This is a genomic window from Rhodonellum sp., assembly GCF_030656585.1.
Classification (GTDB): domain Bacteria; phylum Bacteroidota; class Bacteroidia; order Cytophagales; family Cyclobacteriaceae; genus Rhodonellum; species Rhodonellum psychrophilum.
The window spans coordinates 33,840-57,705 of record NZ_JAUSPP010000074.1 but is presented as its reverse complement, the minus strand read 5'-3'; the positions used below and the strand labels follow the sequence as shown (position 1 = coordinate 57,705).

30 protein-coding genes are annotated in these 23,866 nt (G+C 45.0%); 23 read left to right on the top strand and 7 right to left on the bottom strand.

The window, feature by feature from the left end; all coding sequences use genetic code 11:
* The first annotated feature begins 25 nt into the window (after positions 1-25).
* The 11 genes from Q7J63_RS18810 (at position 26) to Q7J63_RS18760 (ending at position 4,868) form a co-directional block, all read left to right on the top strand.
* Positions 26-439, top strand: a complete 414-nt coding sequence (locus tag Q7J63_RS18810; RefSeq protein ID WP_304888429.1) for an ASCH domain-containing protein — start codon at positions 26-28, stop codon at positions 437-439.
* Positions 440-444: 5 nt separating this feature from the next.
* Positions 445-873, top strand: coding sequence for a hypothetical protein (locus Q7J63_RS18805; protein WP_304888427.1), 429 nt, complete (start codon positions 445-447; stop codon positions 871-873).
* Positions 870-1,481 carry a hypothetical protein gene (locus tag Q7J63_RS18800; RefSeq protein WP_304888425.1) on the top strand — a complete coding sequence of 204 codons (612 nt, stop codon included), beginning with the start codon at positions 870-872 and terminating at the stop codon, positions 1,479-1,481. Before Q7J63_RS18805 ends, Q7J63_RS18800 begins: the two co-directional genes overlap by 4 nt.
* Positions 1,478-1,720: a hypothetical protein gene (locus Q7J63_RS18795; RefSeq protein WP_304888423.1), complete on the top strand. Its 243-nt coding sequence runs from the start codon at positions 1,478-1,480 to the stop codon at positions 1,718-1,720. Before Q7J63_RS18800 ends, Q7J63_RS18795 begins: the two co-directional genes overlap by 4 nt.
* 57 nt (positions 1,721-1,777) lie before the next feature.
* Positions 1,778-2,143 carry a hypothetical protein gene (locus Q7J63_RS18790; RefSeq protein WP_304888422.1) on the top strand — a complete coding sequence of 122 codons (366 nt, stop codon included), beginning with the start codon at positions 1,778-1,780 and terminating at the stop codon, positions 2,141-2,143.
* A gap of 69 nt (positions 2,144-2,212) precedes the next feature.
* Positions 2,213-2,431, top strand: a complete 219-nt coding sequence (locus Q7J63_RS18785) for a hypothetical protein (RefSeq protein ID WP_304888420.1) — start codon at positions 2,213-2,215, stop codon at positions 2,429-2,431.
* Positions 2,432-2,610: 179 nt separating this feature from the next.
* On the top strand, positions 2,611-2,877 hold the full coding sequence (locus Q7J63_RS18780; protein WP_304888418.1) for a hypothetical protein: 267 nt from the start codon (positions 2,611-2,613) through the stop codon (positions 2,875-2,877).
* Positions 2,878-3,069 carry a hypothetical protein gene (locus Q7J63_RS18775; protein ID WP_304888416.1) on the top strand — a complete coding sequence of 64 codons (192 nt, stop codon included), beginning with the start codon at positions 2,878-2,880 and terminating at the stop codon, positions 3,067-3,069.
* 207 nt (positions 3,070-3,276) lie between these two features.
* Complete coding sequence (locus Q7J63_RS18770) at positions 3,277-3,687, top strand: hypothetical protein (RefSeq protein WP_304888415.1); 411 nt, start codon at positions 3,277-3,279, stop codon at positions 3,685-3,687.
* 262 nt (positions 3,688-3,949) lie between these two features.
* On the top strand, positions 3,950-4,327 hold the full coding sequence (locus Q7J63_RS18765; RefSeq protein ID WP_304888413.1) for a hypothetical protein: 378 nt from the start codon (positions 3,950-3,952) through the stop codon (positions 4,325-4,327).
* A gap of 301 nt (positions 4,328-4,628) precedes the next feature.
* Positions 4,629-4,868 (top strand): hypothetical protein, encoded by a 240-nt coding sequence (locus tag Q7J63_RS18760; protein WP_304888411.1) that lies wholly within the window; start codon positions 4,629-4,631, stop codon positions 4,866-4,868.
* Positions 4,869-4,958: 90 nt separating this feature from the next.
* Here Q7J63_RS18760 and Q7J63_RS18755 read toward each other — a convergent pair whose 3' ends face one another.
* The 7 genes from Q7J63_RS18755 to Q7J63_RS18725 are packed head-to-tail and all read right to left on the bottom strand — an operon-like array spanning position 4,959 to position 11,199.
* Positions 4,959-5,396, bottom strand: a complete 438-nt coding sequence (locus Q7J63_RS18755; protein WP_304888409.1) for a hypothetical protein — start codon at positions 5,394-5,396, stop codon at positions 4,959-4,961.
* A 2-nt stretch (positions 5,397-5,398) separates the two neighbouring features.
* Positions 5,399-5,941, bottom strand: a complete 543-nt coding sequence (locus Q7J63_RS18750; RefSeq protein WP_304888407.1) for a phage virion morphogenesis protein — start codon at positions 5,939-5,941, stop codon at positions 5,399-5,401.
* Positions 5,941-8,496: a DUF935 family protein gene (locus Q7J63_RS18745; RefSeq protein WP_304888405.1), complete on the bottom strand. Its 2,556-nt coding sequence runs from the start codon at positions 8,494-8,496 to the stop codon at positions 5,941-5,943. The genes Q7J63_RS18750 and Q7J63_RS18745 overlap by 1 nt, the downstream gene beginning before the upstream one ends.
* A gap of 5 nt (positions 8,497-8,501) precedes the next feature.
* Complete coding sequence (locus Q7J63_RS18740; protein WP_304888403.1) at positions 8,502-8,915, bottom strand: hypothetical protein; 414 nt, start codon at positions 8,913-8,915, stop codon at positions 8,502-8,504.
* Positions 8,916-8,943: 28 nt separating this feature from the next.
* Entirely contained in the window at positions 8,944-9,087 is a 144-nt protein-coding gene (locus tag Q7J63_RS18735) for a hypothetical protein (protein ID WP_304888401.1), read from the bottom strand.
* Between the two features lie 43 nt (positions 9,088-9,130).
* Complete coding sequence (gene terL / locus Q7J63_RS18730; protein ID WP_304888399.1) at positions 9,131-10,705, bottom strand: phage terminase large subunit; 1,575 nt, start codon at positions 10,703-10,705, stop codon at positions 9,131-9,133.
* The gene (locus tag Q7J63_RS18725; protein ID WP_304888398.1) at positions 10,702-11,199 is read right to left on the bottom strand and encodes a hypothetical protein; all 498 of its coding nucleotides are present in this window, start codon (positions 11,197-11,199) and stop codon (positions 10,702-10,704) included. Before Q7J63_RS18725 ends, terL begins: the two co-directional genes overlap by 4 nt.
* Positions 11,200-11,267: 68 nt before the next feature.
* On the opposite strand from Q7J63_RS18725, the gene Q7J63_RS18720 reads away from it, so the two are divergent.
* From Q7J63_RS18720 to Q7J63_RS18665, 12 genes are all read left to right on the top strand, one after another.
* Positions 11,268-12,251 (top strand): hypothetical protein, encoded by a 984-nt coding sequence (locus Q7J63_RS18720; RefSeq protein WP_304888397.1) that lies wholly within the window; start codon positions 11,268-11,270, stop codon positions 12,249-12,251.
* 72 nt (positions 12,252-12,323) lie between these two features.
* Positions 12,324-13,259 carry a hypothetical protein gene (locus Q7J63_RS18715; protein WP_304888396.1) on the top strand — a complete coding sequence of 312 codons (936 nt, stop codon included), beginning with the start codon at positions 12,324-12,326 and terminating at the stop codon, positions 13,257-13,259.
* An 8-nt stretch (positions 13,260-13,267) separates the two neighbouring features.
* Complete coding sequence (locus Q7J63_RS18710; protein WP_304888394.1) at positions 13,268-13,825, top strand: phage holin family protein; 558 nt, start codon at positions 13,268-13,270, stop codon at positions 13,823-13,825.
* Positions 13,822-14,193 carry a D-Ala-D-Ala carboxypeptidase family metallohydrolase gene (locus Q7J63_RS18705; protein WP_304888393.1) on the top strand — a complete coding sequence of 124 codons (372 nt, stop codon included), beginning with the start codon at positions 13,822-13,824 and terminating at the stop codon, positions 14,191-14,193. The genes Q7J63_RS18710 and Q7J63_RS18705 overlap by 4 nt, the downstream gene beginning before the upstream one ends.
* 33 nt (positions 14,194-14,226) lie before the next feature.
* Entirely contained in the window at positions 14,227-14,631 is a 405-nt protein-coding gene (locus Q7J63_RS18700; protein ID WP_304888391.1) for a hypothetical protein, read from the top strand.
* Positions 14,632-15,135: a hypothetical protein gene (locus Q7J63_RS18695; RefSeq protein WP_304888390.1), complete on the top strand. Its 504-nt coding sequence runs from the start codon at positions 14,632-14,634 to the stop codon at positions 15,133-15,135.
* Positions 15,132-15,518: a hypothetical protein gene (locus tag Q7J63_RS18690; RefSeq protein WP_304888389.1), complete on the top strand. Its 387-nt coding sequence runs from the start codon at positions 15,132-15,134 to the stop codon at positions 15,516-15,518. Before Q7J63_RS18695 ends, Q7J63_RS18690 begins: the two co-directional genes overlap by 4 nt.
* Positions 15,519-15,521: 3 nt before the next feature.
* Entirely contained in the window at positions 15,522-16,034 is a 513-nt protein-coding gene (locus tag Q7J63_RS18685; RefSeq protein WP_304888387.1) for a hypothetical protein, read from the top strand.
* Positions 16,035-16,042: 8 nt separating this feature from the next.
* Positions 16,043-16,522 (top strand): hypothetical protein, encoded by a 480-nt coding sequence (locus Q7J63_RS18680; RefSeq protein ID WP_304888385.1) that lies wholly within the window; start codon positions 16,043-16,045, stop codon positions 16,520-16,522.
* Positions 16,523-16,735: 213 nt separating this feature from the next.
* Entirely contained in the window at positions 16,736-20,716 is a 3,981-nt protein-coding gene (locus tag Q7J63_RS18675; RefSeq protein WP_304888384.1) for a hypothetical protein, read from the top strand.
* On the top strand, positions 20,716-21,666 hold the full coding sequence (locus tag Q7J63_RS18670) for a hypothetical protein (RefSeq protein ID WP_304888382.1): 951 nt from the start codon (positions 20,716-20,718) through the stop codon (positions 21,664-21,666). The genes Q7J63_RS18675 and Q7J63_RS18670 overlap by 1 nt, the downstream gene beginning before the upstream one ends.
* A complete protein-coding gene (locus tag Q7J63_RS18665) occupies positions 21,663-23,864 on the top strand; it encodes a hypothetical protein (RefSeq protein WP_304888380.1) in 2,202 nt (733 codons plus the stop codon). The genes Q7J63_RS18670 and Q7J63_RS18665 overlap by 4 nt, the downstream gene beginning before the upstream one ends.
* Positions 23,865-23,866: the final 2 nt, after the last annotated feature.

Genomic DNA, 23,866 nt, shown 5'->3' with positions numbered 1-23,866 from the left:
TTTCAAAATCAGAAACATAAAACAGATGCTACTAGGATTCAAACCCCAATTTATCGAGCCAATCAAATCCGGCTCAAAGGTATTCACGGTACGGAAGAAGAGACGTATCCGGCCAAAAATCGGAGAAACCCTCTACATGTACACAAGGCTAAGGACAAAGGACTGTCAGAAGATTTCAGAGAAGCACACGCTTAAAAGTATCCAGATGGTGGATATCACTATCAAGTCTCATGGAGAGCTACATGTGCTCTGGATAAGGGTAGATGGTAATTTGATAGACAAAGACAGTCATTTGGATTTTATTGAGAAGGATGGATTCCAAAGCAAATCGGAGTTTATGGACTATTGGATAATGGGTGTAAAGGCGGCTGAGGATGGTTGGAAGGAATTGGAATTAAAAGGATTGGAATTGTTTCACTGGACAGATTTAAAGTTTTGAACAAAATGAGCAGAGACTATAAACAATTTTATGCGATACTGAAGACTACGGGCATGGAAAAGGAAGAGGCAGTGATGATCGCTACGGAAGGCAGGACGGAGAGTTTGAGAGCGATGACAGATGTCGAATACAGCGATATGATCAGTAAGCTTCAGGTTCAGAAATCCTCCGGTAAATCTTGGGCTCCTAAGCCAGGGGACATGCAGCGCAAGAAGATGATCAGCATCGCCCGTCAGATGAACTGGCACCTCAGCACCAATCGGCCTATTCAAGACAAGGGGATCCAGATGATCATGTACAGGCTGGATGGCTGGTGTCTCGCACAGAAGTTCAAGAAATCACTGATGCAGCACACAGAACAGGAACTCAATGTCCTGGTAAGTATTTTCGAAGAGAAGGTTTTTAAGAGTTATTTAAAGGATTTGAACAAATGAGCAAAGCAGTACGAAGTACCAAGTCCGAAGAGAAAACAACCTATAAACTCACATCCTCCAAGCTTGAGGGATATTTGGAGGTCAGCTTTGAGGGAGGGCTTTTAAAGAGCTTTGAAATCTGTTTTAAACAGCCATTAACCCGGTTTCAGTTTTCGGCATTTCAGGCCGCATTGCCCTTTGAGATTTCGGATATGGGCAGGTTGGAAAATCTTGGTCTGGAAGCACAAAGGACGGCAGCCCCAAATGAAAAGATCGCACTCTTTTGTAAAATCTACGAAAAGCATGTGGGGATCAAGTACAAGGTAAGCGCTTCGGATTCGGGTAAGATCAAGACGGTACAGGTGGATGATGCATTGCTGGGGCATTACTTCAGGAGTGAAAATTTCCTGTGGAAAGGCAAGTACAGCATCGGCAATCTGGTGAAGTATTACAATGAGCTGCGGGCGGACATGAATACCGGAGGAAAGCCAAGGCATCCTGACGAATGGGACAAGGCCTATTTCGCCAAGCTCAAGGGAGAGCAGGTCTCGGAATACTACAGGCATCTGAAGAGCCTGGGCATGAATGCAATCAAAAATCAAACAGGATCTATAATCGACTGGAAATGAAAAAGGGAATTCTTTTACTATTTATTTTCCTCAGTCTTGCGGCATGCAAGACTGAGAAGCTACTCACCGATCACAAAGGGATCGTGCTGATCGTAGAAGGGAATGCTGTATTTGTGGCCTTTGAGGTCATCTCGGAGAGTGAAAAAACGATTGCCACCAACTGGTTTAACCACAAGGATGGACACAGTTACAAAAAAGGAGATGCGTATCCGGATCCGAGTAAGGAGAAAATACCCTGATCATGGTATTTTTGAGGAACTTAAATTTTCATACATTGCAACCTAAATTCTTTCAACATGAAAAATCTGATTCTATTATTACTCTTCTCCCTTTTTATCAGCTGCACAGAAAAGGAGGAGCCTATTCCAGTTAATGAAATGAAAAACACAACTTGGGAAGCTACAGACCCAATAGCTGATATGGTCGTAGGCGGCACCAATGTGCAGCAGTATGAATTTACCTCAGACACCGAGGTGCAGTTCATCAAGATCAGAAACGGGGGCGTGAGGAGTTCCGAAAAAGGAACATACAGCTGGAACAAACCTACCCTGACGATCATGATGGGCAATGATCAGCGGGCATTTGAAATAAGCGGTAGCCTGATGATCTCCGGGACACAGCGAACGCCAAGCGGTGGTTATCTCACTTTTCAGAAAAAGTAAATCATAAAAAGCTTAAAACTATCTTAAAACTTTCTTTACCCTGCCAGATTGGCAGGGTATTTTTGTTTTATGCCTTATGTACGTGACAATTACATCAAGAAAGCCCAGCACATTAGAGAAGTGTATTTGGCTGTCAAAGAAGAGGATATTCCTGATACCAGGATCGTCCGCCAAGTTTTTCCAAAGTTTCACATTTTTATTTCTTACCGGCAATGGATGAATGTAAAAAATATGAAAGTCAACCGCTCCGAAACCGTGGATACTTCCCAGATGATTTTGTTCGGATAGCCTGGTAAAAGTGCTTAAATGCCCAATCAAAGCCCCTTCAGAAACGTCGGGGCTTTTTTCGTTTGTTGTCTTGAAATATTTCTAATAAATTTATTATAAAAAGTATTGCTTTCTAATAAATTTATTATAAATTTGTTTATACCAAAAGAGAAATGGATCTCTTTTTAAAGAAAACGAAAATGGAAAAATACAAAATGACAATCGCAAAAAAATTAATTAATGGTTTCTGGGTTTTAAATTCTACCCGAGAATATGCACAAATAAGTAAAATTTCTGAGGCTGTAGATTATGCCTGGAATAACTGGGATGAAGCAGTTTTGAAAACATATTATGAAGGGGAAAAGCCTGAGCAACCAACAGAGGAATTCATTAATCATTGGATTGAAAATGAAGATTTTGAAGCAGACGGATATGATGTTGATGCCCTAAAGGAAATTTTTGCCTAAATGACTGAACACGAGAAATTTGAATCCCTGCTTAACAAAGCTGGGATTTCAAGACAGGAGCTGGCCAGGCGGATGGGCATGCAATACACATCTGTCACCAACCAGCTGGCTCCTGCCAAGCCACTCCCGAAGTGGGCAAAGTCTATTCTGATCTTTGTCGAGCTGCTGGAAGAAAAACAAAAGGAAAAGTAAAATTGATCTGTGGGGACACAGGCCACGCAATGACAATAAGCCCGCTGCAACGGGTATTTTAAACAATCAAACAATTCACATCTAAACAATCACATCATGAAAATCACATTAGAAAATGTTCTCGTAGTAGTAGGTTTCGCTATTTTCTTCACGGCTTGGATCGCTGTCACCGTCAAAATGATAATGGTACAGCCGATCATTTAAAATATGGAAATCCATAAAATAATATATGATTCGACCAGAGAGATTTTAAATGTCGAAGATAAATTGAGGATTGCTACCGTTTTTATTTTTTGTGAACAAATCGGCATTGAAAAAATGAGCGAATTACTTTATTCAAAAAACCATGCTAAATTTATAGAGGATTTGAACAATGAGTATTTAGAATACGAAGTTGATTTCACTGTAAACTTAAATGACCTAAATGTTAGGAATTCATTTTTCAAAACACTTGAAAAGGTAAAAAAGAAAGTTGATTCTGATGGGTTCTTAAAAGCGTTGTTTGAAGGAGATGAGTATGCATTGGCTATTTGTGGGATAGTAAATTTCAAATTTGATAAATTTGAGTTTAGGAAAATCACAAAAAAAATAGCTGATCAATTGTCCCTTTGGAATTGAATGATAATACGAGTATAGGCGTTCGGTTGGCGTGTAAAAGCGGTGCTTTGGGTTTGGAGATTACCAAAGATGAAACACGAAGGCAACAGTTGACCGACATAGCACAATTGACGTTTATACTTTAGTTATCAGTCGTTTTCCCCTCCTAAAAAACAAGCCCCGGACCACCTGCAAGCGGTCACGGGGCTTTACTCACATCGGAACAATCACGATCCGATGGTGGAAAGTTAAGTAAAAATTCAAATTATTAAATCACAGTCCAATGGAGAAAGAATATTACACGAAACTTGGGGAGGTTGCCTTTGATGCTTTTCATGATGCAAGGATTAATTATTTTGGAACAACTCATGTCCCTTTGGGACAAGCAAGATGCTACGTACATCCAGAAATATTAAAAGCAATACTAGTCTATTTGGATCAGAAACAGTTTATTGTTTTTAAAAACAGAAAGCCTTCTGATCCAATATATATGGCAGAAGTGGAAATTGTTCCCGGCTATGAGCTACCCTTGGTATTCACTTCAAAATTTGAAAACCTGCGAGCTGCTTCATTGATCAGAAGATATTATATTAATGGTCTGGGTCTTGAGCCAATTGAAGAGTATGTTTTTGAATTTAAAACTACTGACAAACCCTTGTGATATGAGAAAAATATCAGCTAAGCTATTGACAAAAGCAATTCAATCACTTCCTGATTGCTCTACATACCCTGATTCTAGGATAATCATTCCTGCTCACGAAATGATTGTTGTTTTGCGGAAATATCAATATCCAGAGTCTTACGGATTTAGAATCACGTTTGAGAAAAATATTAAAAACAACGAGTAGGATTTAGTTGACATCAATTGAAATAGTCGTTTTAATAACGTCCGACATCTTGGTGAGGTGTGGGAGTAGAAAGAAATTACAATCGAATTTTAAAAAATCTAAATTATAGAAATTATGTCAGAATTAGAGAAAGTGTCCACATCTCATCAAGATGGTGTTAGCAAAAGTTTTAATCCTGTGGTTAAAACAGAGTTTATTTACGACACATTAAAAATAAAAGAGGTTTATTTTATTTATAACTCTTTTGGCGCATCAATTCATATTGATGGTTTTAATTATAAGATAAAAGAAGTAGCAGATTTTTTTGAAGGGGAGAATTTCACAAGAAAAATAAAAGTTAGCAAACTTTCTTAATTTTTGCTAACATTCCACTTTACGCAATGCGTACAGCATGCTCATAGAACGGTAACCGCCATCAAAGACAAACTTTAATGGCGGTTTTTTTTATCTGGCGGAATCATCCACAAATACGGTTTCGAAAGTCATCTGGAGGATCTTGATGCGGTCGGGTCTGGCGCTTTCGATTTGGGAGGTGCGCTTCATGGGGCTTGTGCCGATGCGTTGACCTTGTAATTTTTTGTAGACGCTTTTCACAATCGGATAATAAGAAAGCGCTCTGATCCGGGTGTTTGGCGGTGCCTTTACGGAGGTTTCTCCCTGGTAATCAAAACAGAGCTTTACATTGATCAGGACCTTGGGTTTTTGGACGTTATTGCCCAGGTCGCTGATCTGTGGAAAGTCGATGCTGATCAGTGCGCAGGGATATCCCACGGGCGGACGCTGATCGCTGTCCATCTGCCCAAAGTCCATATCGATCCACTTGATGTCTGTCACCTCTCCGATCATGTCGGTGATGCCTAAGAATAATTCATCTATTTCCATGGTTATTTGAATTTGTATGCGTCCTTGAATCTTTGTATAATCTTCTCGTTCAGCGATGCGGCATAGCCCATAAACTGCCGCTTGGGTATGCTGATGGTGTAAGCCTTGAATGACAATCCCTTTCCGGGTTCCACGCCCTTCCTGAACAATCCCATGCCGCCAAAGGCCTTAGATTTGGGTCCTTTTTTGTATCGGTTTCTCACGAAGGTTTCGGAGCGTGCCCCTCGGGTGATGGTGCCGCCTTCGTTGTGGATCTTGGCATAAGGGACCTTGCTGTTCCCAGCGCTGATGACTACTTTGGTCTGGGTGGTCTGGGTGTCCCGAATCGAATTCATGAGCTTGGAACTTCTTACCATGAGTGATCCACGCTTTGGCTTGTAGGTTTTGGAGATTTCGGGCCATGCGTTTCCATCCCAGTTTTTTTCGGTGAAACGTGCCTTGTAATATTCCACCGCAGTCTTGGCAATGATAGCCGGTGCCTGTTTGTCAAAGAACCTTTTGTGTTCTTGGAAAAAGGCTTCAATTTCCTGTTTGTTTTTGCCCATTACTTTTTGATTAGGATCCCTTTCCTATTGGGCTCGATGCTGTCGGGACTGATTTTGGAATAAGAAAGGATGCGCATTTGTTTTTCCTTCATTTCTGCCTGTACCTTGAAAGCCTGCCCATCGAAATAATGGAGATACTCGATCTTGTATTTGTCCTTGATCCCGATGGTCATCCATACTTCGTCTGGATTGGAAAGGGTCTCTTTGAGCGCATCCAATATGGCTGTCTCCTTGGGTGTGGAATTAGGGAATACCAAAGGCCGTTTGTTGTAATCGGTCAGCACAGGCAGGCCGTTTAGCCTTTCCAGGGCTGCAAGGAAATCAGGCTTTGTCCCTTCGTAAACAGGCATTGGCTTATTGGCTGCTTGCATTGCTTCAGCTGCTGTGCGCAATTCGTAATCGGAGGCATTGAGCGCATTGAGGGCCTTGTTTGTCTGCACCAGATTCTTGCCTGTGATATACTGCTGATTGGCGGTGAATACTTCTCCTGTCTTGCCCCTGTTGACTCCAAAACCAGCCTTGACGGCATTGTCAAAATCAGTGGTGCCGAAGTAGTCGGCTGCCTTTTCCCGCATGGCTGCAAAGTCCACTCCTTCCACTTCCTTGGCGGTCCTTGCCACTACATAGCATCGGCAGTTCCAGCCGTTTGGCGGGAATAGGATATCCCAAAGGGGATCATCTGCCGGAAGGATAAGACCATGCAGGAGCATGTGAGCATCCCTTACATTCTCGTCCCCTACGGTCTTGTATTCCCAGAATGGAAAGGTTTCGATATCCCTCATGAGGGAATGGTAAGTGGCTGCACTTTCGGATACCAGGATGGCGGTGTCGTATTCTGTTTGAAGCCATGCTTTGTTGAATACATCTCCAATTCGGTTGGCATTGATCTCGAAGGTTCTGAAATCAGGAGCATTCTTGAATGCCTGATTTAGTGCCTGTACCTGTGCCAAGGTCTTGCCTGCGCTGAACCTAAACAGGTTCATTTCGTAGGATGCGAGCAAATGCGGATCGTCTATGCCGTATGCGAAGGATGATCCTGCCGAAAGGGTTCCGGTCTGTGTTCCGGTCTGTGTCCCGGTCTGTGTTCCGGTCTGTGAGGACACAGACCGGGGATTGCTGACTGACAGTTTGATCTTTCTCCCATCCAGTTTCTTGTTAAAGCCCTGGGTAAGGACTTTGACAGTAGCGGAAAAGGTTTCTGGATCAAAGGTCAGCTCTCCTTTTGCTTCCGCTATCCTGCTGATCAGCCCTTCACTTTTTGGAGCCGACTTTGGGAGTGCCAGTGTGATGGGGTGATTTCCACAGCATGCCCCGTCCTGCGGGGCTGGGAGAAAAAAACCCTGTTCCTCTAATTCCTTTATAGCTCCTATTGAACCAGCTTTTGTCATTAGTTGAAGAGTCTCATTAATGGTTCCTTCTTTTGCTTTTGGCCCTTTAATTAATACCCCAAATTTTTCATTAAGCCATTCATGATCTATCTCGTAAAATGGCAAGAGTCCCTGGACAAATTTCCAGAGCTCGCCTGTATCCTCAGCTTGCTCAAACTCGAAGGTCAGCTCTCCCTTCAGCACACCATGCTTCACCAATGCCGGAATAATGATACTGTTCCAGGCTTCTTCCAGCATGGCCATATCCGATTGGACGAGGAGCCAAAGTACTTCGAAAGAAACTTCATCCTTGCTCCTGCTACCGTTTTGGGTGTCCTGACCGATCAGACCTCCTGAGATGAGCATGCAGATTTTGTTCACGCATCGGCTCACAAGGTTTTTGTACACATCGCCATTGGTGCTGACACCCTTGGCAAATTCGAACTCCTCTGTTTCGTCAATGATGAACCAAGAAGCGGAACCCATGTCTCGCATCATCTTTTCGGCACGGCTAAGTGCGGCAGCATCCTGAGTGTTGGTCTTCATGACCCTTGGAGGAATGCCGTATATCTCGCACAGCTCCGACCAGCAGGCTTCGGCAAATCGCATAAACAAAGCTGGAGAAACGAGCTTGTTCATCAATCCAAGTTCGCCGGTATTGAATTCAAGGATCCAAGTTCCGAACTCGGCCAATTCCCGGTACTCAATGAACTTGCTGGTGTCGTTGTAATCCTTATAGAAACGGCCTGTCTGCGGCACGATATTGTACCGAGGGACCAATTCAGGAACCAAGGTCATGACGCCGTTTACAGGCTTCATGCTCAGCTCCACGACGTTGTATCCAAAATAGAGGCTGTCCAATACGGCTTTGTTCATAAAGCGGTAAATCGGAAGTTTCTTCAACAGCTTGGTTTGCTCCTCATCGATGTCACCGTTTGGTTTCTTCAATGAAAAATCGGAGCTGTTGATTTGGTTGGAGCGGTTGTTTTTCTGGGCAGTGACATCTGCATCCAAATCAACCTCATCAAAGAGGAGTTGGAGTTTCCAGTTTTGAGGATCCTCAGCCGTCCGGGCAAGGTTCAAGGCTTGATTCCAGCCCTTCATATCCTGTCGGGTCCTTGATACTGATTTTGGCAACCAGGGAAGGTGTCTTTTACCGATTCTGCTCTTGGTGTCTTTCGTTTCCATAATTTTTAGAAGCCTTCGTGGTTAAATTTGGTATTGGATCCGGATCGGAAAGGGCGGTCAAAATCTGACTCCAAGAGCGGCCATCCAGCCATCGTTGTTTTGGAGATCATGATGAGGCCTTTGATTGCTTTTTCGTATCGGACCTGTGCAAGCTCAAGGTCTACGCTGACATTGGCGACTGCTATAAAATGCCACTTGGCAATGTCCTTGATGTAGGTGATGAGCATGGCGTATGGTTTCTTTTCATCCCCTGTGCTTTCATAAATCATTTCGGTATTGTATCGGGTAAGATACATGGAAGCCTCGGTGATGGCCCCGTCTATTGCCTCTTGTACAATGTTGTCATCTTCCCGGCTGATGGCGGCCATTCCTTCAGGGTAGATGTGTGTGGAGAGGTCTTCTATGGTTATGATTGGCATAATGGCATGAGGTGTTTAGTATTGAGCATCAAGAGACAAGAGAGGTGACGTATATCCATCTTCTCCCATTTTTGGGATTGGAGAGCAGAAGTCCTTTTTGGTCGGCTTCTTCTACCTGCTTAGGATCGGCAAAGTCGGCATCGATGATCATTCCTCCTTTTGATTGGATCATCAAGCATATTTTTTGAATGATTCTTTTGTTCATGGTCTCGCTATTAAAAATGGTTGTCGACTTTTGCGCCAAAGGCGTAAGTACTGCTCTTCTGATGCGTGCGCTTATTGACGACCGAAAATCCACCATGACAGGCATCGGGTCCATCATCGTGTGCCTGGCTTCCTTTTTCGAAAGCAAGGAACTGATCTATGAGTGTCTGCTGATCGACTGTCTTGTAATCGGCATTGAAAAAGACAGTGTGTTTTTCGAAGAAACCCGCAAGTGATTCAATTCGCTGAAACTTGTCAATCTTGGTTCCTTTGTCTGCCCTGACGGCAATGTGGTATCCCCTGCTGTCTCCTTCCGCATCAAAATCATTTGTAAACTCATCCATGGCGAATAGGCCCTCTATGAGGTATTTGATATTGAGCTTGTCCAGCTGAAACTTCTCATAGGTATCATAGAGCCAATTGGCAATATCTGCCCGGCTCTTTTGCCTGAGATACACGAGGAGAATGTGAAACTCCCTGCCTTTCTTCCCGATCAGGACCATGGCCTTGTAATCGCCATTTGCCTTGTAAGACAAATCACCATAGAAGCACAAAGCCTCGTATTCTTTGAGCCAATAAGGACTTTTGAAAAGAATGTCTTTGTGCTTGAATATTTTGCCCTCTTCGATATGGACGTGCATGTACTCCCGCATGAAGGAGCGGTAAGGCATGTTGTCATATCTGTCCTGCCAAAATTCCTTGCCACCTCTTTCCGGCCACTCGGGCTCGAACGTGGTGAGGTCTTTTACTGCGCATACCCGAAATACATTGAATAAAGTGAAGGACTTCCTTCCCGATTCCTTTTGCTTCTTCAGCTGCTCCAAAAAGTAATTTCGCAGCCTGTTGGTGATGCCATTTCTATGGAAGTTGTTATTGGCAAATATGAATCTGTTGGTCGCATCGGCATCCGAATCAAAGCAACCCCATACGTCCTCTGTGATAAAGTCCAAGGCTTCACCCATCATGCGGTCATTGTTCACATGCTTTTTGGTGTCGACATCATCGATGACGATGTAGCTTGGCCGCTCGGCATCTTCTCTGGACCCTCGGGGATCCTGCCCGAAACCCAAGCTAGTGAACCTCACACCATCCGTGGTGACAAAATCCCCATCCGACCAATTGCCATGCTGGTGCTTTTCGCCATAGTCATTTTTCAGCCTGTTGTTGTGGGTAAGTTGGGACTGGATGCCAGAGAGGAGTTTGTTTGCTTTCTCGGCAGTCTGCCCCATGAGCAGCATGTATTTCATGTCGTTCTTTACCAGATACAGGTATAAGGGCAGACCCATATCGATGTGGACGGACTTGGCGGCGCCCCGGTACCACTCAGCCAGGAGCCGGATGGATTTGTTTGCCACGACCTTTTCGGCCAGCTCACGGTGAAACCATGCGGACTTCTTTTTTGCGAAGTTGGGGAAGTAGTATTCAAACCAGTGGATGTAATCCTTTTCCAGCCGCTGTACACGCTTGCTCTTGTTTTCGGCAGTTTCGTGTATGTCGATGGATGTGGACTTGCTTATGCGTGCGCAGTGCTTGTCATAGTCTGCCAGGAGCTTGAGATATTTCCTGTTGTCTATATCGCTGCTCATGATTCGAGATTGATCCGGTGAATAAGGAATTGCTTGTGAAAGTGGACGCACTTCACAGAGAAGGCCGGATCTACTTCAGAGATGAAGTTGTCGAGGTCTTTTAGGATTTTGGAAACGACGATAGGGTCTGCTTTCTTTTCGAGTCGGTCGAGCGCGGACATGAGCTTTGCAATAGAGTCTGCTGGCAGTAAAGCCTTATTGCCCTGGACGACACTGAGCAGTTCCTTTTGGATGAACTGTTTGATCTTGACAGGGCTGGAATGATAGTCTAACCTCTTGCCTTCCCACTCATCCGCATTTGACCAGGTGCCGATCGTCTTTTCGGTAACTGAAAATAGGGAAGCGATCTCCTTCTGTGTTGCGTCGATATTTTCAACATAATAGTCTTGCGCCTGCTGCCTTATTTTGTCCTTTTTCCCAGCCATATCCCTTTTTTCTTCCAAAAGTGCGGCAAAACAGGGCTGATTGAAAATAAGAGCGCAAGCATTGCACAACTATTTCATGTTGAGATAATTACCCTCAATATTTGGGTTCTCTAAGGCAAAAAAAGGACAGCGACCGTATGGCAACTTGGGTATTAAATGATGAAACGAAAATCAATAGCTACGGCTTCCGGCTGCTCAATGCAGGCCTAGACCTGGAAAGGTTCAAGGAAAATCCGATGATGCTGGCGATGCACAAAGATTGGGACCTAAACAGTGTCATCGGTCGCTGGACTAATATCAGAATTGAGGGAAATCTTTTGTTGGCGGACGATGAGTTCGACATGGAAGATCCAGAGGCTAAGAAAATAGCCGGCAAGGCAGCAAGGGGATTCCTTAAAGCGTGTAGTCTGGGTTTTTTATTCCTTCAGGAAAACTTCATTAAGGCGATCGACGGTGTATTTGATCTTGTAAAATCCGAGGCTTATGAAGCCAGTGTGGTAGTCGTAGGATCCAATGCAAATGCCGCCAGGCTTTATGCTTCACCGGGTGTCTTGATGAATTCCGATCAGATCAAGCTATGTATAGCCGACCTTAAAAAAGCAACCCTTTCTGTTGACACAAAACAAAAACCAAATTCAAATAAAATGGAAAAATTCACTTTGAGCGGTGCTGCACTATCTGTGCTCCTTACCACAGGATTGAACAATCAGGATGATGCGGGAGCTGTAAACTCCTCGATCGCAAAATTGGGAGCTGACCTGAAACAAGCGCAGGACGATCTTGCCTTGGCGAAAACCAGTATCCAGACGATGAAAGATGCCCAGTTGGCATTGGCTAAAAAAAATGCAACCGATTTGGTGGACAGTGCGATCACTGCTGGTAAGCTGACGGTGGATAAGAAGGAGCAGTTTGTCAACCTTGCCTTGAATGACTTTGATCTTGCGATCAGTATCCTTGGCAACATGCCAGGCAAGCAGGGGCTATCTGTGACTGGAGGCAATCCACATGGCCACTCCGATGATCCAAAGGATCTGGAGGCATTCACCAAACTGCCTGTTTCCAAGCAGCTGGCTTTCAAGGAGAGCAACCCCGAAGGATATCAGTCGCTTTTTGCGAAGTAACCGGAAGTTTTGAAAGAGACCCTGCCCAGGATTTTAATCAAGCTTTAAACACAATTTAAATTCAAATAAGATATGCCAAATAATTTTCCTGAGGTATGGTTGAACAGGGTTGAGACCAACTTAAGAGCGACAGACGAAGCCCCTTGGTTGGATGGTGTCGAAGAAATGGACACTGCTGTCCTGGAAGTAGGTAGCGGCTCAGCAAGTGAGCAAAATATCATCCACATTCCGACATCGGAATTTGAGCCTGATGTATTGATCAATAACACCACGTATCCCATAGCGCTACAGATCTATGATGATGACAAGGTGACGATCTCTCTTGATAAGTATCAGACCAAGGTCACGACTTTGAGTGATGATCAGATCATGGGTGCTGCCTATCCACGCATAGACAATGCGACAAGGACGCACACGTCCTCGCTTTTGAAATCGAAATATGGGAAGGCAATCCACGCCATCGCCCCTGCTGGAAATACTGCCAATACCCCAGTGGTATTGACTACCGGAGCGGTAGAAGGTGGCGCTGCTACAGGTCGTAAGACCCTGAAGTATGAGGATCTCGTGGCGATGAAGAAAGCATTTGATGTGCTTCAGATGCCAATGGTAGGGAGAAGGCTTGTGCTTTCGACTGATCACTGGAATGATTTGCTTTTGGACCGTGAGCGCTTCGGGGACAATTTCTCGAACTACCGTACAGGTGCTGCGGCTCCGATGATTGCGGGATTTGAAGTGTACCAGTATGTGGCCAACCCTTATTACACTGCTACAGTGAAAAAGGCTTATGGTTCTGTGCCAGTGGCTAATGAGGATTTCCAAGCTTCCATTGCTTTCTATGTGCCTAACATCGCAAAGAAGACAGGCTTGACAAAGCAGTACTTCGCCCTTGCGAGCGCTGATCCAGAGAATCAGACCAATAAAATCAATTATCGCCATTATTTCATTGCGATTCCTAAGCGGGCAATGTACATCGGTGCAATCGCATCAGGGGTAGTCACTGGCGTCTAAGGTTGATCATGTCTGGGATTTTGAAATACTTCCTTACGGTCCTTTCTGGGATTTTGAAATACTTCCTTACGGTCCTTCACGGATTTGGATATAAAAGTGTAGGGGCCTTGACTGACAGTCTGGCCCCCTCACTTAAGTATTCTAACATAACAGTAACAGCGATAACCGTGAGTGGAATGGGAGCGACAATCATTCGTGTGTTTGGGATGGACAGTGTAGCCTTCCTGGTATTGCTTCTCATCTTCATTTGCGAACTGGTATCCGGACTGATGCGGGCAAATTTTGTAAAGGAGGAGATCACATCGGCAAGGCTCAGTAGATTTTCATTTAAGGTTTTCTATTACCTACTGCTGATAGCGATCAGCTACCTTCTTTCCCAGAGTTTTTTTGGGAGGGGAAAAGATACCGCAGCGATCATATTCGACTGGATGCACTTATTCTTTGTGGTGCAGATAGTCCTGGAGAATGTGGTCAGCATCTCTGAAAACATGGCAGTACTGGAAGGAAAACCAAAATCACACTGGATCACTGCATTGCAGGAGAAAATTAACGGGATATTCAAATGAGACTCAAGCATTTTAAAATATCTGAATTCGATTCAAAGGATGCGGACGGTAGCGGCAAAGGTACTGGAAGTAAAATGCAGCCATGCACCTTGATCATGTTGGACAGGGCAAGGGAAATCGCTGATATCCCCTTTGCTGTCGCCTCTGGATACAGAACCCCCAGCCATAATAAAAAAGTGGGTGGAGTGAGTAATTCCGCACACACACTAGGCTATGCTGTAGACATCCGGACAACTCCGGCAACACAACAAAAAGTAATAAACGCCTTAAGAGAGGCAGGATTTAAGCGAATTGGGATCTATAGGACTTTTGTCCACGCAGACAATGACCCAAGCAAGCCAAGCCCTGCAACTTGGAAAGGCAAATGATTTTAAATTTTCATAACCAAAACCCCTACTCAAATGAAAAATTATGTTTTTGCCCTCTTGATGGGCTTGTTTCTGACAATCGGTTTTACTGCACAGGCAGTGGAGAAGATTGAACCCGTATCCACTTATCTGGACAACTCCGATCACATGGGCATCATGGAATTGGCAGCGCTTAAAGTGGCTATTTACTCCATCCCGATTGAGAACCGGATTATCCTGGTGAAGGATCCCAAAAATTTTATCATCAGTGCGAAAAGGCACGGCATGGAATACATCATGGTGAAGCCGTCAGATAAAGGGGATTACTGGGAATTGTTGCCATTGTTCTACACAGAAAAGTCATTTTCCCTTAAGCCAAATTCGGATGATGATCCCGATAAGGAAGGGGAAGAAAAGACATACACGGTATTGGTAAAAGATTTCCTCCGCTATAATTAGATGAATATCAGAAGGGATTGGGTCACTGGGTTGGGAATAGTGGTGATTGTCCTTGCGTCCTCATGCGGATCAGTTCGGAGGTTGAAAGCTTCGAAATCAGATCATCAGAAGGAAACAGCAAAGTCATCGGAAAGGAAGACGATCAGTGAGCTGAAAAGCTTCACTTTCGGAGACACGCTGGCGGGGATGGTCCCACTACCTTTCAAGCTGAACAGGCCCTTTGTCATCCCTGTGGAGAGTGCGGGGATCAAACTCGAACTTACCCTCACAGACAGTACGATCAGCTACACGGCAGTGGCAAAACCCGTGGCGAGATCTACGCTCTCATACCGGGAGGATGTGAAGGAAACGGAGACACACAAGGAGCGTGTGACTGAAGAAACCACTTCTGAAGTGATCAAAAAGAGGGCTTTAATTCCCTGGTGGTTCTGGATCCTTATTGCCTTGATATTGGCAGGATGGATACTGCTGAAGACAACAAAACTTAAAATTCCATTTCTATGAATTTAGCAATAAAAGCAAGACAAGTATTCGGGATACGTCCTAAAGAAAAGAGTTTTCACTTCACCTCGGATGGTCAGGCCTTTACGCTAGTAAGCGATGCTAGGAATCATGCCAAAACGCTTGAAGACAAGAGTGTGGTGTTGGTGACAAGAGAGCAGGCAGCCTCTGGCGATATCAAAGCGCCAAAAGCGGCTAAAATCTCAAAAACAATTTTGGGCGGTGCTCAAAATGAATTCCAGGCGAAAGGTTCAAAATCTGAAACTGGATTAGGAGCTGACGATTCGACTCATGAGGCGAATGCGGCAATGGAAGCAAAAGCAGCTGAGGAGGCGAAGGCCAAAGAAGCAGCTGAAAAAGAAATCGAAAACCAAAAATCTAAATAAATTATGGCAGCAGTAACCTATGGTGCATCAAAAATAGAGTTGGGCGTATTCTCAGCTGTAGATGGCAGTGCTTCGGGATTTGTCGAAATCCCTGTGTACAAAGACACCTTCACGATGACTGAAGCAGAGCCTAACAAGACTCAGCACTATCAGCAAGGAAGATCCAATCCGAGATTGGAAAGATTCAATGCCAATCCTTTGGACATTGCATTCCAGATCATGGACACAGATCCAGACGTATTGCTCCAGTTTCTTGGCGGCACGGTGGCAACGGTGAATACCAAGAAGGTTTGGAGATCACCGAAGACAAAGTCAGAGCAGGTAAAAGCTTTGCGGATCACCTGCGATGATGGAAGTATCATCGTTATCCCAAAATTCAATTTTTATGCCCGACCTAATCTGACGATTACGGATGCGAATATCAACTTGATTGATATATCAGGATCCGTGAATGACACAGGATTTGTCGAGGTGCCGGACATCACGTGGGGTGAGGCAGGATATGACACTGTCTAATCAGGCCTATGAACACTGAGCTGCACGCAGCCAATGCGATTTTAGAAAGAGGGGTCAGGGCAAAAGTTCGAGCCCCTTTTTTTTGTCGCTGGATTGGCATTAAGAATATCAACCTGACTCTCAAAAAGCTGTATGCCGGGACATTGTTCAGGATATCTGCCTACTATGTCCAGACTGGAATTACTGAAGAGCAGCTAAAGGAAGTGACGGCACATGAAGCAATATTGCTGATGGCAACTCACGGTGTGACGATCAGCAAGGCGGTTGCCTGTGGGATCATCAACAGTCAGTTTCGTGGATGGATGTTTACCAGGCTATTGGCTTGGTATATCCGGGAGAATATGCCCAATTCTAAGATATTGATGCTGTATGAAATCTGTCTCCTTCACAACGGCACATCGGATTTTATGACTATTACCAGATACGTTCGGATGCTAAAGATAACGGATCCGACCGGACTGGGTCAAAAGGCAAAGAAGGGGAGTTAAAGCCGAAAGGCTTACATAGCCCTGCCGGTATCATCATGCACCTGTGCGAAAAAACAGGTTGGAGCTGGAAATATGTGTTGTGGGGAGTGCCGTGGGGAGTTCTCATGTGGGGGCTTTCGGATTCACCAGGCTTCGTGAATGAAAAGGATGCAGCGCCAGTAATGGGCAAAGCAGAAGAGGGCAGAAAATCAATTCAAAATCGCAAAAGATAAAATGGAAACTCTAGGACCCATAAACGTTGAATTCCTTTTAAACTCAGCTGAGTTTAAGTCCGACTCCAAAAAGGTGCAGGATGAAATCAACGGCATCGGTGACACCGCTGAAGCGATGAGCAGCAAAGCAGCGGCGAGGATGAAAATCATTTTTTCGGACAGCGCAAAGGAGATTGCAGATTATCAGAATCAGATCAATGATGCATCCAACCGCACAGGTCCCCTTGTAGAATCAAAGGGAATAGAGGAAGTAAGAAGACAGCTTGAAGCCCTTGTGTCAGCGAAAGCACAGGTGGAAGATTTTTTTGCGAGTGGTAGAATCAGCGCTGAGCAATACGAAGAGGCTTTGCAAAAAGTGCGGGTATCTGAAGAGCAGCTTCGCAAAGCGATGAACGATGAGACACCCGTAAGTCAGGGCGCCAGCCAGGAGACCGTCGTGCTGGATGAGAAAGTCAAAAAGCTGATGGCTGTATCCGATGAATATCGTGGTGTGTTGGAATCGGGAATGATGGCTTATGAAAAATTGGGTCCAGCTTCTAAAAGGCTAGTCCTTCAGCTTACGGATATGGATCAGGAGATCAGAGTCGTGGGACAAGCACAGGCCGATCTGAATAAGCGATTTGAAGAAGGGACAGTCGATGCAATCGCCTATGGCAATGCAATGGCCGCACTGAATCTAAGAGAAGCAGAGCTGAAAGGGAATATCAAAGAAGCGACACAAGGCCTGAAGGATCAAAGTGCAAACTTTGACAAGATGGACAAAGGTCTTCAGAAGGTCAACCGTAATTTTTCAAGTTTCACCTATAGCGCACAGCAGGGACTTTCGGGATTGGCAAATAATCTACCAAATCTGGTGGAAGAAGTCATCCGCATGGATGCAGCCACAAAGCAGCTGAATGCTCAGGGGCAAAAAACACCGAGTGTATTCAAGCAGATAGTTTCGGGCGTGCTGAACTGGCAGACCGCTCTGGTGGTAGGCATCGGCATCATTATCTCCTATAGGAAAGAAATAGCAGAATGGGTGAAGGGTTTGTTTTCTGCAAAGAAGCCAATCGAAGATTTCGTAAAATCCCAGAATGCAATCAATGAGGCCTTCAAAGGGTCTGAGGTAAAAGGTGCGATAAAGGAAATCATTGATTTGAAATCCAGTCTTGACCTTGCGAAAAAGGGAATGATCGATCAGAAGACGGTCATCGATCAGTACAATGAATCTATCGGATCGGCAGGTAAGGAAGCCAAAACACTTGCTGATGTAGAGCAGGGAATGATAGACAATGCGGATAAATATGTAAAGGCCACGCTCTTCAAAGCAGCGGCATTGGCCGCACAGGAAGAAATCGTCAAGGAGATGCTCGAACTCGCTAAGGAGCAGCAACGCATTGAGGATGATCTTACAAAACAACCTGAAAAAATATCAAGATCCTCTTCTTATGCAGGAGGCGGGATGGGCGCTCCAATTTTCTCTGATCGTCAAATAGCGATAGCAGAAGAAAAGGACTTGCAGAAAGAGCAAAAGGAAAACCTGAAGCTCCAGGATGAGAAAATCAAAAAGGGATCCGAGCTCGTGCAGAAGCTCAAAGAACAAAGCCTGGCAACTGGTCTTAATCTATTTGATGCCAAAGGAAAGAAAAACATATTGGATACCCGCGGCGATCTGCTTAAAAAAATAGCCGCACTGGATGCAGAATATAGCCGGAAATCATTCTCAAAAGACGAGGAGGAGTTACAGGCATTGCGAGACAAATTCTCTAAAGTCCGGAGCCTGGTAGATGCCTGGAATGCAGACCCAAAAAACCGAGCCAACCGAATTGATTTGGCGGGGCTTGACGGGGCAGAGGCAGGAGCCATCCGGGATCTTGCATACAGGCAGGAAACGGGAGCATTGAAATCAAGACTGAATGAGGAGAAGGAAATCTACAAAGAATTTGCGAGGGTAAAGGCAGATTTTGGGATAGAAGAAGCAGAGCGGAGGTATAAGGGAGAGCTGGACATTTCGAAAACCTATCTACAGCGGATCCAGGAAGAGTACAGCAAACTGAGCAGCATAGAACCTTCCCAGCTGACAGGCGGGCAGGGAGAGCGGTTGAAATTCCTACAGGATGAATTGGCAAAAGAAGAAGGACAGCAGCTGAAGCAGTATGATGCGCTGTTGAAGGGATTGAAAACATACAATGAAGAGCGATTGCTTACGATCGAGCAGTATGAGGAAAAGCGGCGTCAGCTGATTGCAAAAGGTGATGATGGTGCAGCGGCAGAGCTGGACAGATTGCACAAGATAGAAATGGACGATCTGGATGACAAGAACGTCGAGAAACTGGAAAGCTATAAGGAGCTACAAAAGGGAATAGAAGCCCTCAGCGTGAAAGCGGCACAAAGCCTGGTGCAGCGGGTAAAAAATATGCTGACAACTGAAGTGATGTCAGAGGAGCTTAGAGCCGAAATCGAAAGGCTGATCAGCGAATTTGAATCCGATATCAATCAGATCAAGCTGGAAAACATTTTCAAAATCAGTGGTGCCATAGGCGTACTGGGGGCATCTCTTCAGAATCTTGGGAAGCTGAGCGGAAAGAGCGGCCTTGAAGAAATCGGGGGATTGCTGGCAGGCATCGCCAATGGCTTGGAAGATGTATTTGTCTCCTTCGATAAGGACGCAAAGGATATCGACAAAGTAATAGCAGGTGTGAGCGGTCTGATCAAAATCATTGACATGCTTGGGAGTGCTGCGAGTCTGCGAAGGGAAAAAGAACAGGAATACTTCCTTTCGATGATAGGCTTGCAAAATCAGTATAATCTTAGCCTGAATGAGCAGATCAGGCTTCAGAGCATTTTGGGAGAATCGGTCTTTTTAAAAGACTTTGAAGGGCGAATTAAAGACGGTTTAAAATCGATCACCGTTGCGAATGACGAATACCAGAAAGCGATAGATTCACTTTCAAGCGGCATGGCCAAATCAGGTCAGCGGAATGCAATCGACTGGAAGAATGTCGGTCAGGCAGCGGGATCCGGAGCGGCAGTAGGTGCAGCGATCGGCTCTGTGGTTCCAGTCATCGGCAATGCCGTGGGCGCAGTGGTAGGCGGTATTGTGGGAGCGATTGCCGGGATATTTGGAGGCAAGAAGAAAGTGGATAATTTCCTACCGATCCTTGATGAGTATCCGGAATTGATTTCGCAGACAGAAAGCGGCATTGTGAAATTTAATAAAGCCTTGGCACAATCGCTTATTGCCAATAATCTTGTCAGCGAGGAGACAAAGCAAATTCTGAACAATATCATTGAATGGGAGGATGCCCTTGAAGCAGCTAGGGCACAGATCAAGGAAGTGATATCGGAGCTTGCGGGTGGATTGAGCAATGATCTTAGGAATGCGCTAGTGGATGCCTTTAAAAATGGAGAGAATGCCGCTATTAAAATGGGAGAGACAGTTGATAAGGTATTGGAAAACATCCTTTCCCAATTGATTTTCAACAGGATATTTTCAGATGCATTTGCAAAGCTAGAAGAAGAAATGGCCTCTAGTCTCGATGCGGGAGGAGACAATAACTGGATAGATGATTTTGAGCGATTCTTCAAGACCGCATCAGGCTTGAGTGATGACTTCAATAAGGCAATGGAGGAAGCGATGGCTGCGGCAGGAAATGCAGGTTTCAATATTTTTAAGCCAGAGGGAGACACAGAAAAGCAAAAGGGACTTACCGGAGCGATCAGGCGGGAGCTGACCGAGGCGACAGGATCAGAGTTGGCAGGCTTGTTTCGGGGTTTTTTCGATGTGAGCAAGAGAAGTTTTCAGGTGAGCGAGTCGATGTTGTCTGTTGAAAAGCAACATTATGAGGCGACGCTTGAGGGGTTGAATTATTGGGCATCGATCGATCGGAATACCCAAAATACAGTTGAAAAACTCGACGAGGCTGTGACTGAATTGAAATCAATTGTAAAAAATACGAAGCCGGGGCAATCGGGAAGAGATTTAGGACTTGACGGATAATGGAATACTATATCAACGATATCGCATTGTCAACATTTGGGATTATACCAGGTCAGGCAAAAACAAAAGGGAGCAATTTGGCGCTTTCCGGTCATTTGGATTTTCCAAAAAGGATCAATAAAACATCCCATTCCTGGGGTGATCGGGATGGTATAGAGCCTTATGTGAGTACAGAAGAAATGCAATTTGCAGGAAGGGATATCGACTTTCATTTCCTGCTGGAGGCTGATAGTGTGACTTCGGCTCATGCTAAGATATTTGGCCTCTATTCACTTATAGAAGGATTGACGGGACTGGCTACGCTGAGTTGTGATTTTGGGTCTTGGAGTGTTTTTGTAAGGGATGAAATCCAGATTACGGATCTTGGGAGAGGGGCGCTTTCGGGTGTTATTCCGTTTAAGGAGCCAGTTTGTGATTTGAGTGGATTGGTTCCCACAGAGCCCAATCCGGATTTGATAGAAGGAATAGACGGTGTGAGTTGGAGTAGTTTGGGATTTGCCCTTGTGGATTTTAGACAGCTTGGAATTTCTTCTTCTTCTATCGAAGGTATGCTGAACAGGCCAAAGCCAAAATCGGGAGAATTTAACAGTTATGCGACAGAAGGATTTCAGATCACCAAGACAGGAGCAAGAAAATACAAATTGATAGGTGGAATCGAGGCAGTCGATTATGAGACATTGAAGACAATCATCAGCGGTTTGTATGCACTGTTTGGATCCGCAGGAACCCGGGTATTGTACCTATCGGGTGATTTGATCAGGATTGTGTATTGTGAAGAAGGGTTTGAAATCGATCAGGTGGTATTGGATTATAAGGCAACAGCAAGAATCACTATAAATTTCACAGAAGCAACCGAATATGTGAGTTCTGAAAACTGGCAGTTTTTGGGAGATACGGTTGGTAATTATGTAGGCACTACAGAAGGTCAAAAAATACTGATAAGGATATGAGCGGGATAGTAAGTTTTGATGATTTATTTCCACTGAAGGCCATTCCAACGGCATCGGATCGTGTGTTTGGATTTGATAATGGGGATGGAAAGAGCAGGGGCTTTACGCTTCAGTCGATCTTGGATCTTATCGATTCTAATCCTGTTCAGTGGTCGGAGATTTCAGGTAAACCCGTCACCTTCCCTTCAGCACCGCACTCCTTTGGGTCACATTCGAATGTGTCTGCTGGCGTGGATAGTGCGGCTGACGGTGTATATCTAAAGAAAATCGGCGGAGTGTGGACGGCTGTGGCTGTGGATTTCTATGGAGTGAGCAATCCGCCACCTCCCGATGCGACTGTGCCTGATGCGCTAAGACTGATTACTGAAGGTAAGATAGCGAGTTGGGATCAGGCATTCGGCTGGGGCAATCATGCCGGGCAGTATAGGCCAGTGGCTTGGGTGCCTACTTGGGCTCAGGTGACTGGCAAGCCAGCGACATTTGCGCCAGCTGGACATACACTGGGATCACATAGCGATGCGTCTGCTCTTGCGGCCGCTACGAATGGCCAGCTGGTGAGAAGGGGTGCTGTGGGCTTTGAGGCTTTCACAGCGGACTATTACAGTCCATTCAATCCGCCTCCGGTGGATGCGAGTATCCCGGATTTCCTAAGACTAATCACGATCGGAGAAATCGGTTCGTGGAATGCGAAGGTCACGGAATATGCGGACTTTCCAAGTGGCTCACTTCCCCTGGTGAAAGATGGGGCAGTGGTTCCGAGCGGTATTACTGCGACCTACACAGAAGATCCCGACCCGGAAGGAGCCCCGGACTTTGTGCCAGTGGTGGATTATTTTTCGATCAATGCGAGATTGAAGGGGGTTGAAGGCGTTGAGGATGATGATTATGTGGTGAAGGGGCAGTTGGGGGTTGGCGGTGGAATCCCAGACGCTCCATCAAACGACATTATCCACGGGCGGAAAAACGCTGCTTGGGTAGATTCAAAACCTCTAAATAAGCCTCCTTACGCAGATCAGGCGACCATGCTTGCGGATCAAGCGAGTCAGGTTGCTGGTTTTTTGTACAATGATGGAGTCTCCACTTGGGCGAAGTTGGCAGGCTCTACGGGTGTGATAGGTGATTATGTGAAGGTTGGGGATGTTGCTGCTGGTGCTGGTGGCGGAGCGGATGTGAATGCGGTGCATTATAATGGGGCGGACGGGAAAAATGCAATCGAAAGACAGCAGGCACGATCTAATCTTTTTTTGGAAACGGGGGCGCCTCAAATCATATCCTTAAGTACCACAAACACAGCAGTTCCAATACGAACATCAAACTTGATTGTGTTTACGGATGGAGTTGGGAATTTCAATCTTGGTAACGTTGAAGGAGGGTCTGATATGGAGGTTCTGTTAATAGTAAATAGGACTATTTACAATTGTCAGGTTCTAAATGAAAATGGGACTCCATTTTCATTTAGATTTTCAATCGGGGGTCCTCAAATATTGACGCCAGGGGGGATTTTTAGGTTTGTTTACGATGGAGCAATTAGTCGATGGGTCCTTGATATATCCATTCCTCGGGTCGGGGCAGCAACCAAAATCGGGCCTTTAACATTAGCGGGAAGTTTGTTTTGGCCTACTGGTTCGGCACCAGGATTTAATCAATTTCTATGGAATTCTGCCTTAGGAATTTCTTTCAGGTTAGCGTTTAATGGGGCCGAATATTTTCAAGCTGTTACTAATGGTATTTATTCAACAAGAAATTACGAGGTGTTTTCTGGGGGAAATCTAGGATCTTCGGGAGCTTCAGGTTTAACCTTGCAATTTAGAGCATCAACCAACGGCACTGTTTTTCATGCAAGGTCTGGGGCATCTACGCAATCTATTCGAAGAGACGAGCAAAGACTATATTATTTAACTGTTGTAACAACGGTGGGATCAATTAACGATCAATCCTTAACAGACGGAATATTTAATTACCGATTCACATCCGCAACCTCAATTTCAGGCTTCGCAAACGGGGAAATAGGCCGAAAAATCACAATCCAAAACGACAACACTCTCCCATTAGATATTACACATCAAGACACGGGGTCAATAGCTGCAAACAGAGTGCTTCAAATTTCTGGATCAGCATTAAGTATCCCACCAAAAGGAAAAATTGAAATCATATATTGCACTTTCTCAAGATGGGAATTGGCATCAAAAAACTTTTAAAA

Excerpts from the sequence above, each read along its gene's own strand:
- Q7J63_RS18700 (WP_304888391.1), top strand. The coding sequence starts at position 14,227 with ATGAAAAATTATGTTTTTGCCCTCTTGATGGGCTTGTTTCTGACAATC.
- Q7J63_RS18810 (WP_304888429.1), top strand. The coding sequence starts at position 26 with ATGCTACTAGGATTCAAACCCCAATTTATCGAGCCAATCAAATCCGGC.
- Q7J63_RS18780 (WP_304888418.1), top strand. The coding sequence starts at position 2,611 with ATGGAAAAATACAAAATGACAATCGCAAAAAAATTAATTAATGGTTTC.
- Q7J63_RS18690 (WP_304888389.1), top strand. The coding sequence starts at position 15,132 with ATGAATTTAGCAATAAAAGCAAGACAAGTATTCGGGATACGTCCTAAA.
- Q7J63_RS18720 (WP_304888397.1), top strand. The coding sequence starts at position 11,268 with ATGGCAACTTGGGTATTAAATGATGAAACGAAAATCAATAGCTACGGC.
- Q7J63_RS18695 (WP_304888390.1), top strand. The coding sequence starts at position 14,632 with ATGAATATCAGAAGGGATTGGGTCACTGGGTTGGGAATAGTGGTGATT.
- Q7J63_RS18760 (WP_304888411.1), top strand. The coding sequence starts at position 4,629 with ATGTCAGAATTAGAGAAAGTGTCCACATCTCATCAAGATGGTGTTAGC.
- Q7J63_RS18785 (WP_304888420.1), top strand. The coding sequence starts at position 2,213 with ATGCCTTATGTACGTGACAATTACATCAAGAAAGCCCAGCACATTAGA.
- Q7J63_RS18755 (WP_304888409.1), bottom strand. The coding sequence starts at position 5,396 with ATGGAAATAGATGAATTATTCTTAGGCATCACCGACATGATCGGAGAG.
- Q7J63_RS18790 (WP_304888422.1), top strand. The coding sequence starts at position 1,778 with ATGAAAAATCTGATTCTATTATTACTCTTCTCCCTTTTTATCAGCTGC.
- terL (WP_304888399.1), bottom strand. The coding sequence starts at position 10,705 with ATGAGCAGCGATATAGACAACAGGAAATATCTCAAGCTCCTGGCAGAC.
- Q7J63_RS18715 (WP_304888396.1), top strand. The coding sequence starts at position 12,324 with ATGCCAAATAATTTTCCTGAGGTATGGTTGAACAGGGTTGAGACCAAC.
- Q7J63_RS18805 (WP_304888427.1), top strand. The coding sequence starts at position 445 with ATGAGCAGAGACTATAAACAATTTTATGCGATACTGAAGACTACGGGC.
- Q7J63_RS18685 (WP_304888387.1), top strand. The coding sequence starts at position 15,522 with ATGGCAGCAGTAACCTATGGTGCATCAAAAATAGAGTTGGGCGTATTC.
- Q7J63_RS18750 (WP_304888407.1), bottom strand. The coding sequence starts at position 5,941 with ATGGGCAAAAACAAACAGGAAATTGAAGCCTTTTTCCAAGAACACAAA.
- Q7J63_RS18765 (WP_304888413.1), top strand. The coding sequence starts at position 3,950 with ATGGAGAAAGAATATTACACGAAACTTGGGGAGGTTGCCTTTGATGCT.
- Q7J63_RS18705 (WP_304888393.1), top strand. The coding sequence starts at position 13,822 with ATGAGACTCAAGCATTTTAAAATATCTGAATTCGATTCAAAGGATGCG.
- Q7J63_RS18795 (WP_304888423.1), top strand. The coding sequence starts at position 1,478 with ATGAAAAAGGGAATTCTTTTACTATTTATTTTCCTCAGTCTTGCGGCA.
- Q7J63_RS18740 (WP_304888403.1), bottom strand. The coding sequence starts at position 8,915 with ATGCCAATCATAACCATAGAAGACCTCTCCACACACATCTACCCTGAA.
- Q7J63_RS18675 (WP_304888384.1), top strand. The coding sequence starts at position 16,736 with ATGGAAACTCTAGGACCCATAAACGTTGAATTCCTTTTAAACTCAGCT.
- Q7J63_RS18665 (WP_304888380.1), top strand. The coding sequence starts at position 21,663 with ATGAGCGGGATAGTAAGTTTTGATGATTTATTTCCACTGAAGGCCATT.
- Q7J63_RS18800 (WP_304888425.1), top strand. The coding sequence starts at position 870 with ATGAGCAAAGCAGTACGAAGTACCAAGTCCGAAGAGAAAACAACCTAT.
- Q7J63_RS18710 (WP_304888394.1), top strand. The coding sequence starts at position 13,268 with ATGTCTGGGATTTTGAAATACTTCCTTACGGTCCTTTCTGGGATTTTG.
- Q7J63_RS18735 (WP_304888401.1), bottom strand. The coding sequence starts at position 9,087 with ATGATCCAATCAAAAGGAGGAATGATCATCGATGCCGACTTTGCCGAT.
- Q7J63_RS18680 (WP_304888385.1), top strand. The coding sequence starts at position 16,043 with ATGAACACTGAGCTGCACGCAGCCAATGCGATTTTAGAAAGAGGGGTC.
- Q7J63_RS18775 (WP_304888416.1), top strand. The coding sequence starts at position 2,878 with ATGACTGAACACGAGAAATTTGAATCCCTGCTTAACAAAGCTGGGATT.
- Q7J63_RS18770 (WP_304888415.1), top strand. The coding sequence starts at position 3,277 with ATGGAAATCCATAAAATAATATATGATTCGACCAGAGAGATTTTAAAT.
- Q7J63_RS18670 (WP_304888382.1), top strand. The coding sequence starts at position 20,716 with ATGGAATACTATATCAACGATATCGCATTGTCAACATTTGGGATTATA.
- Q7J63_RS18745 (WP_304888405.1), bottom strand. The coding sequence starts at position 8,496 with ATGGAAACGAAAGACACCAAGAGCAGAATCGGTAAAAGACACCTTCCC.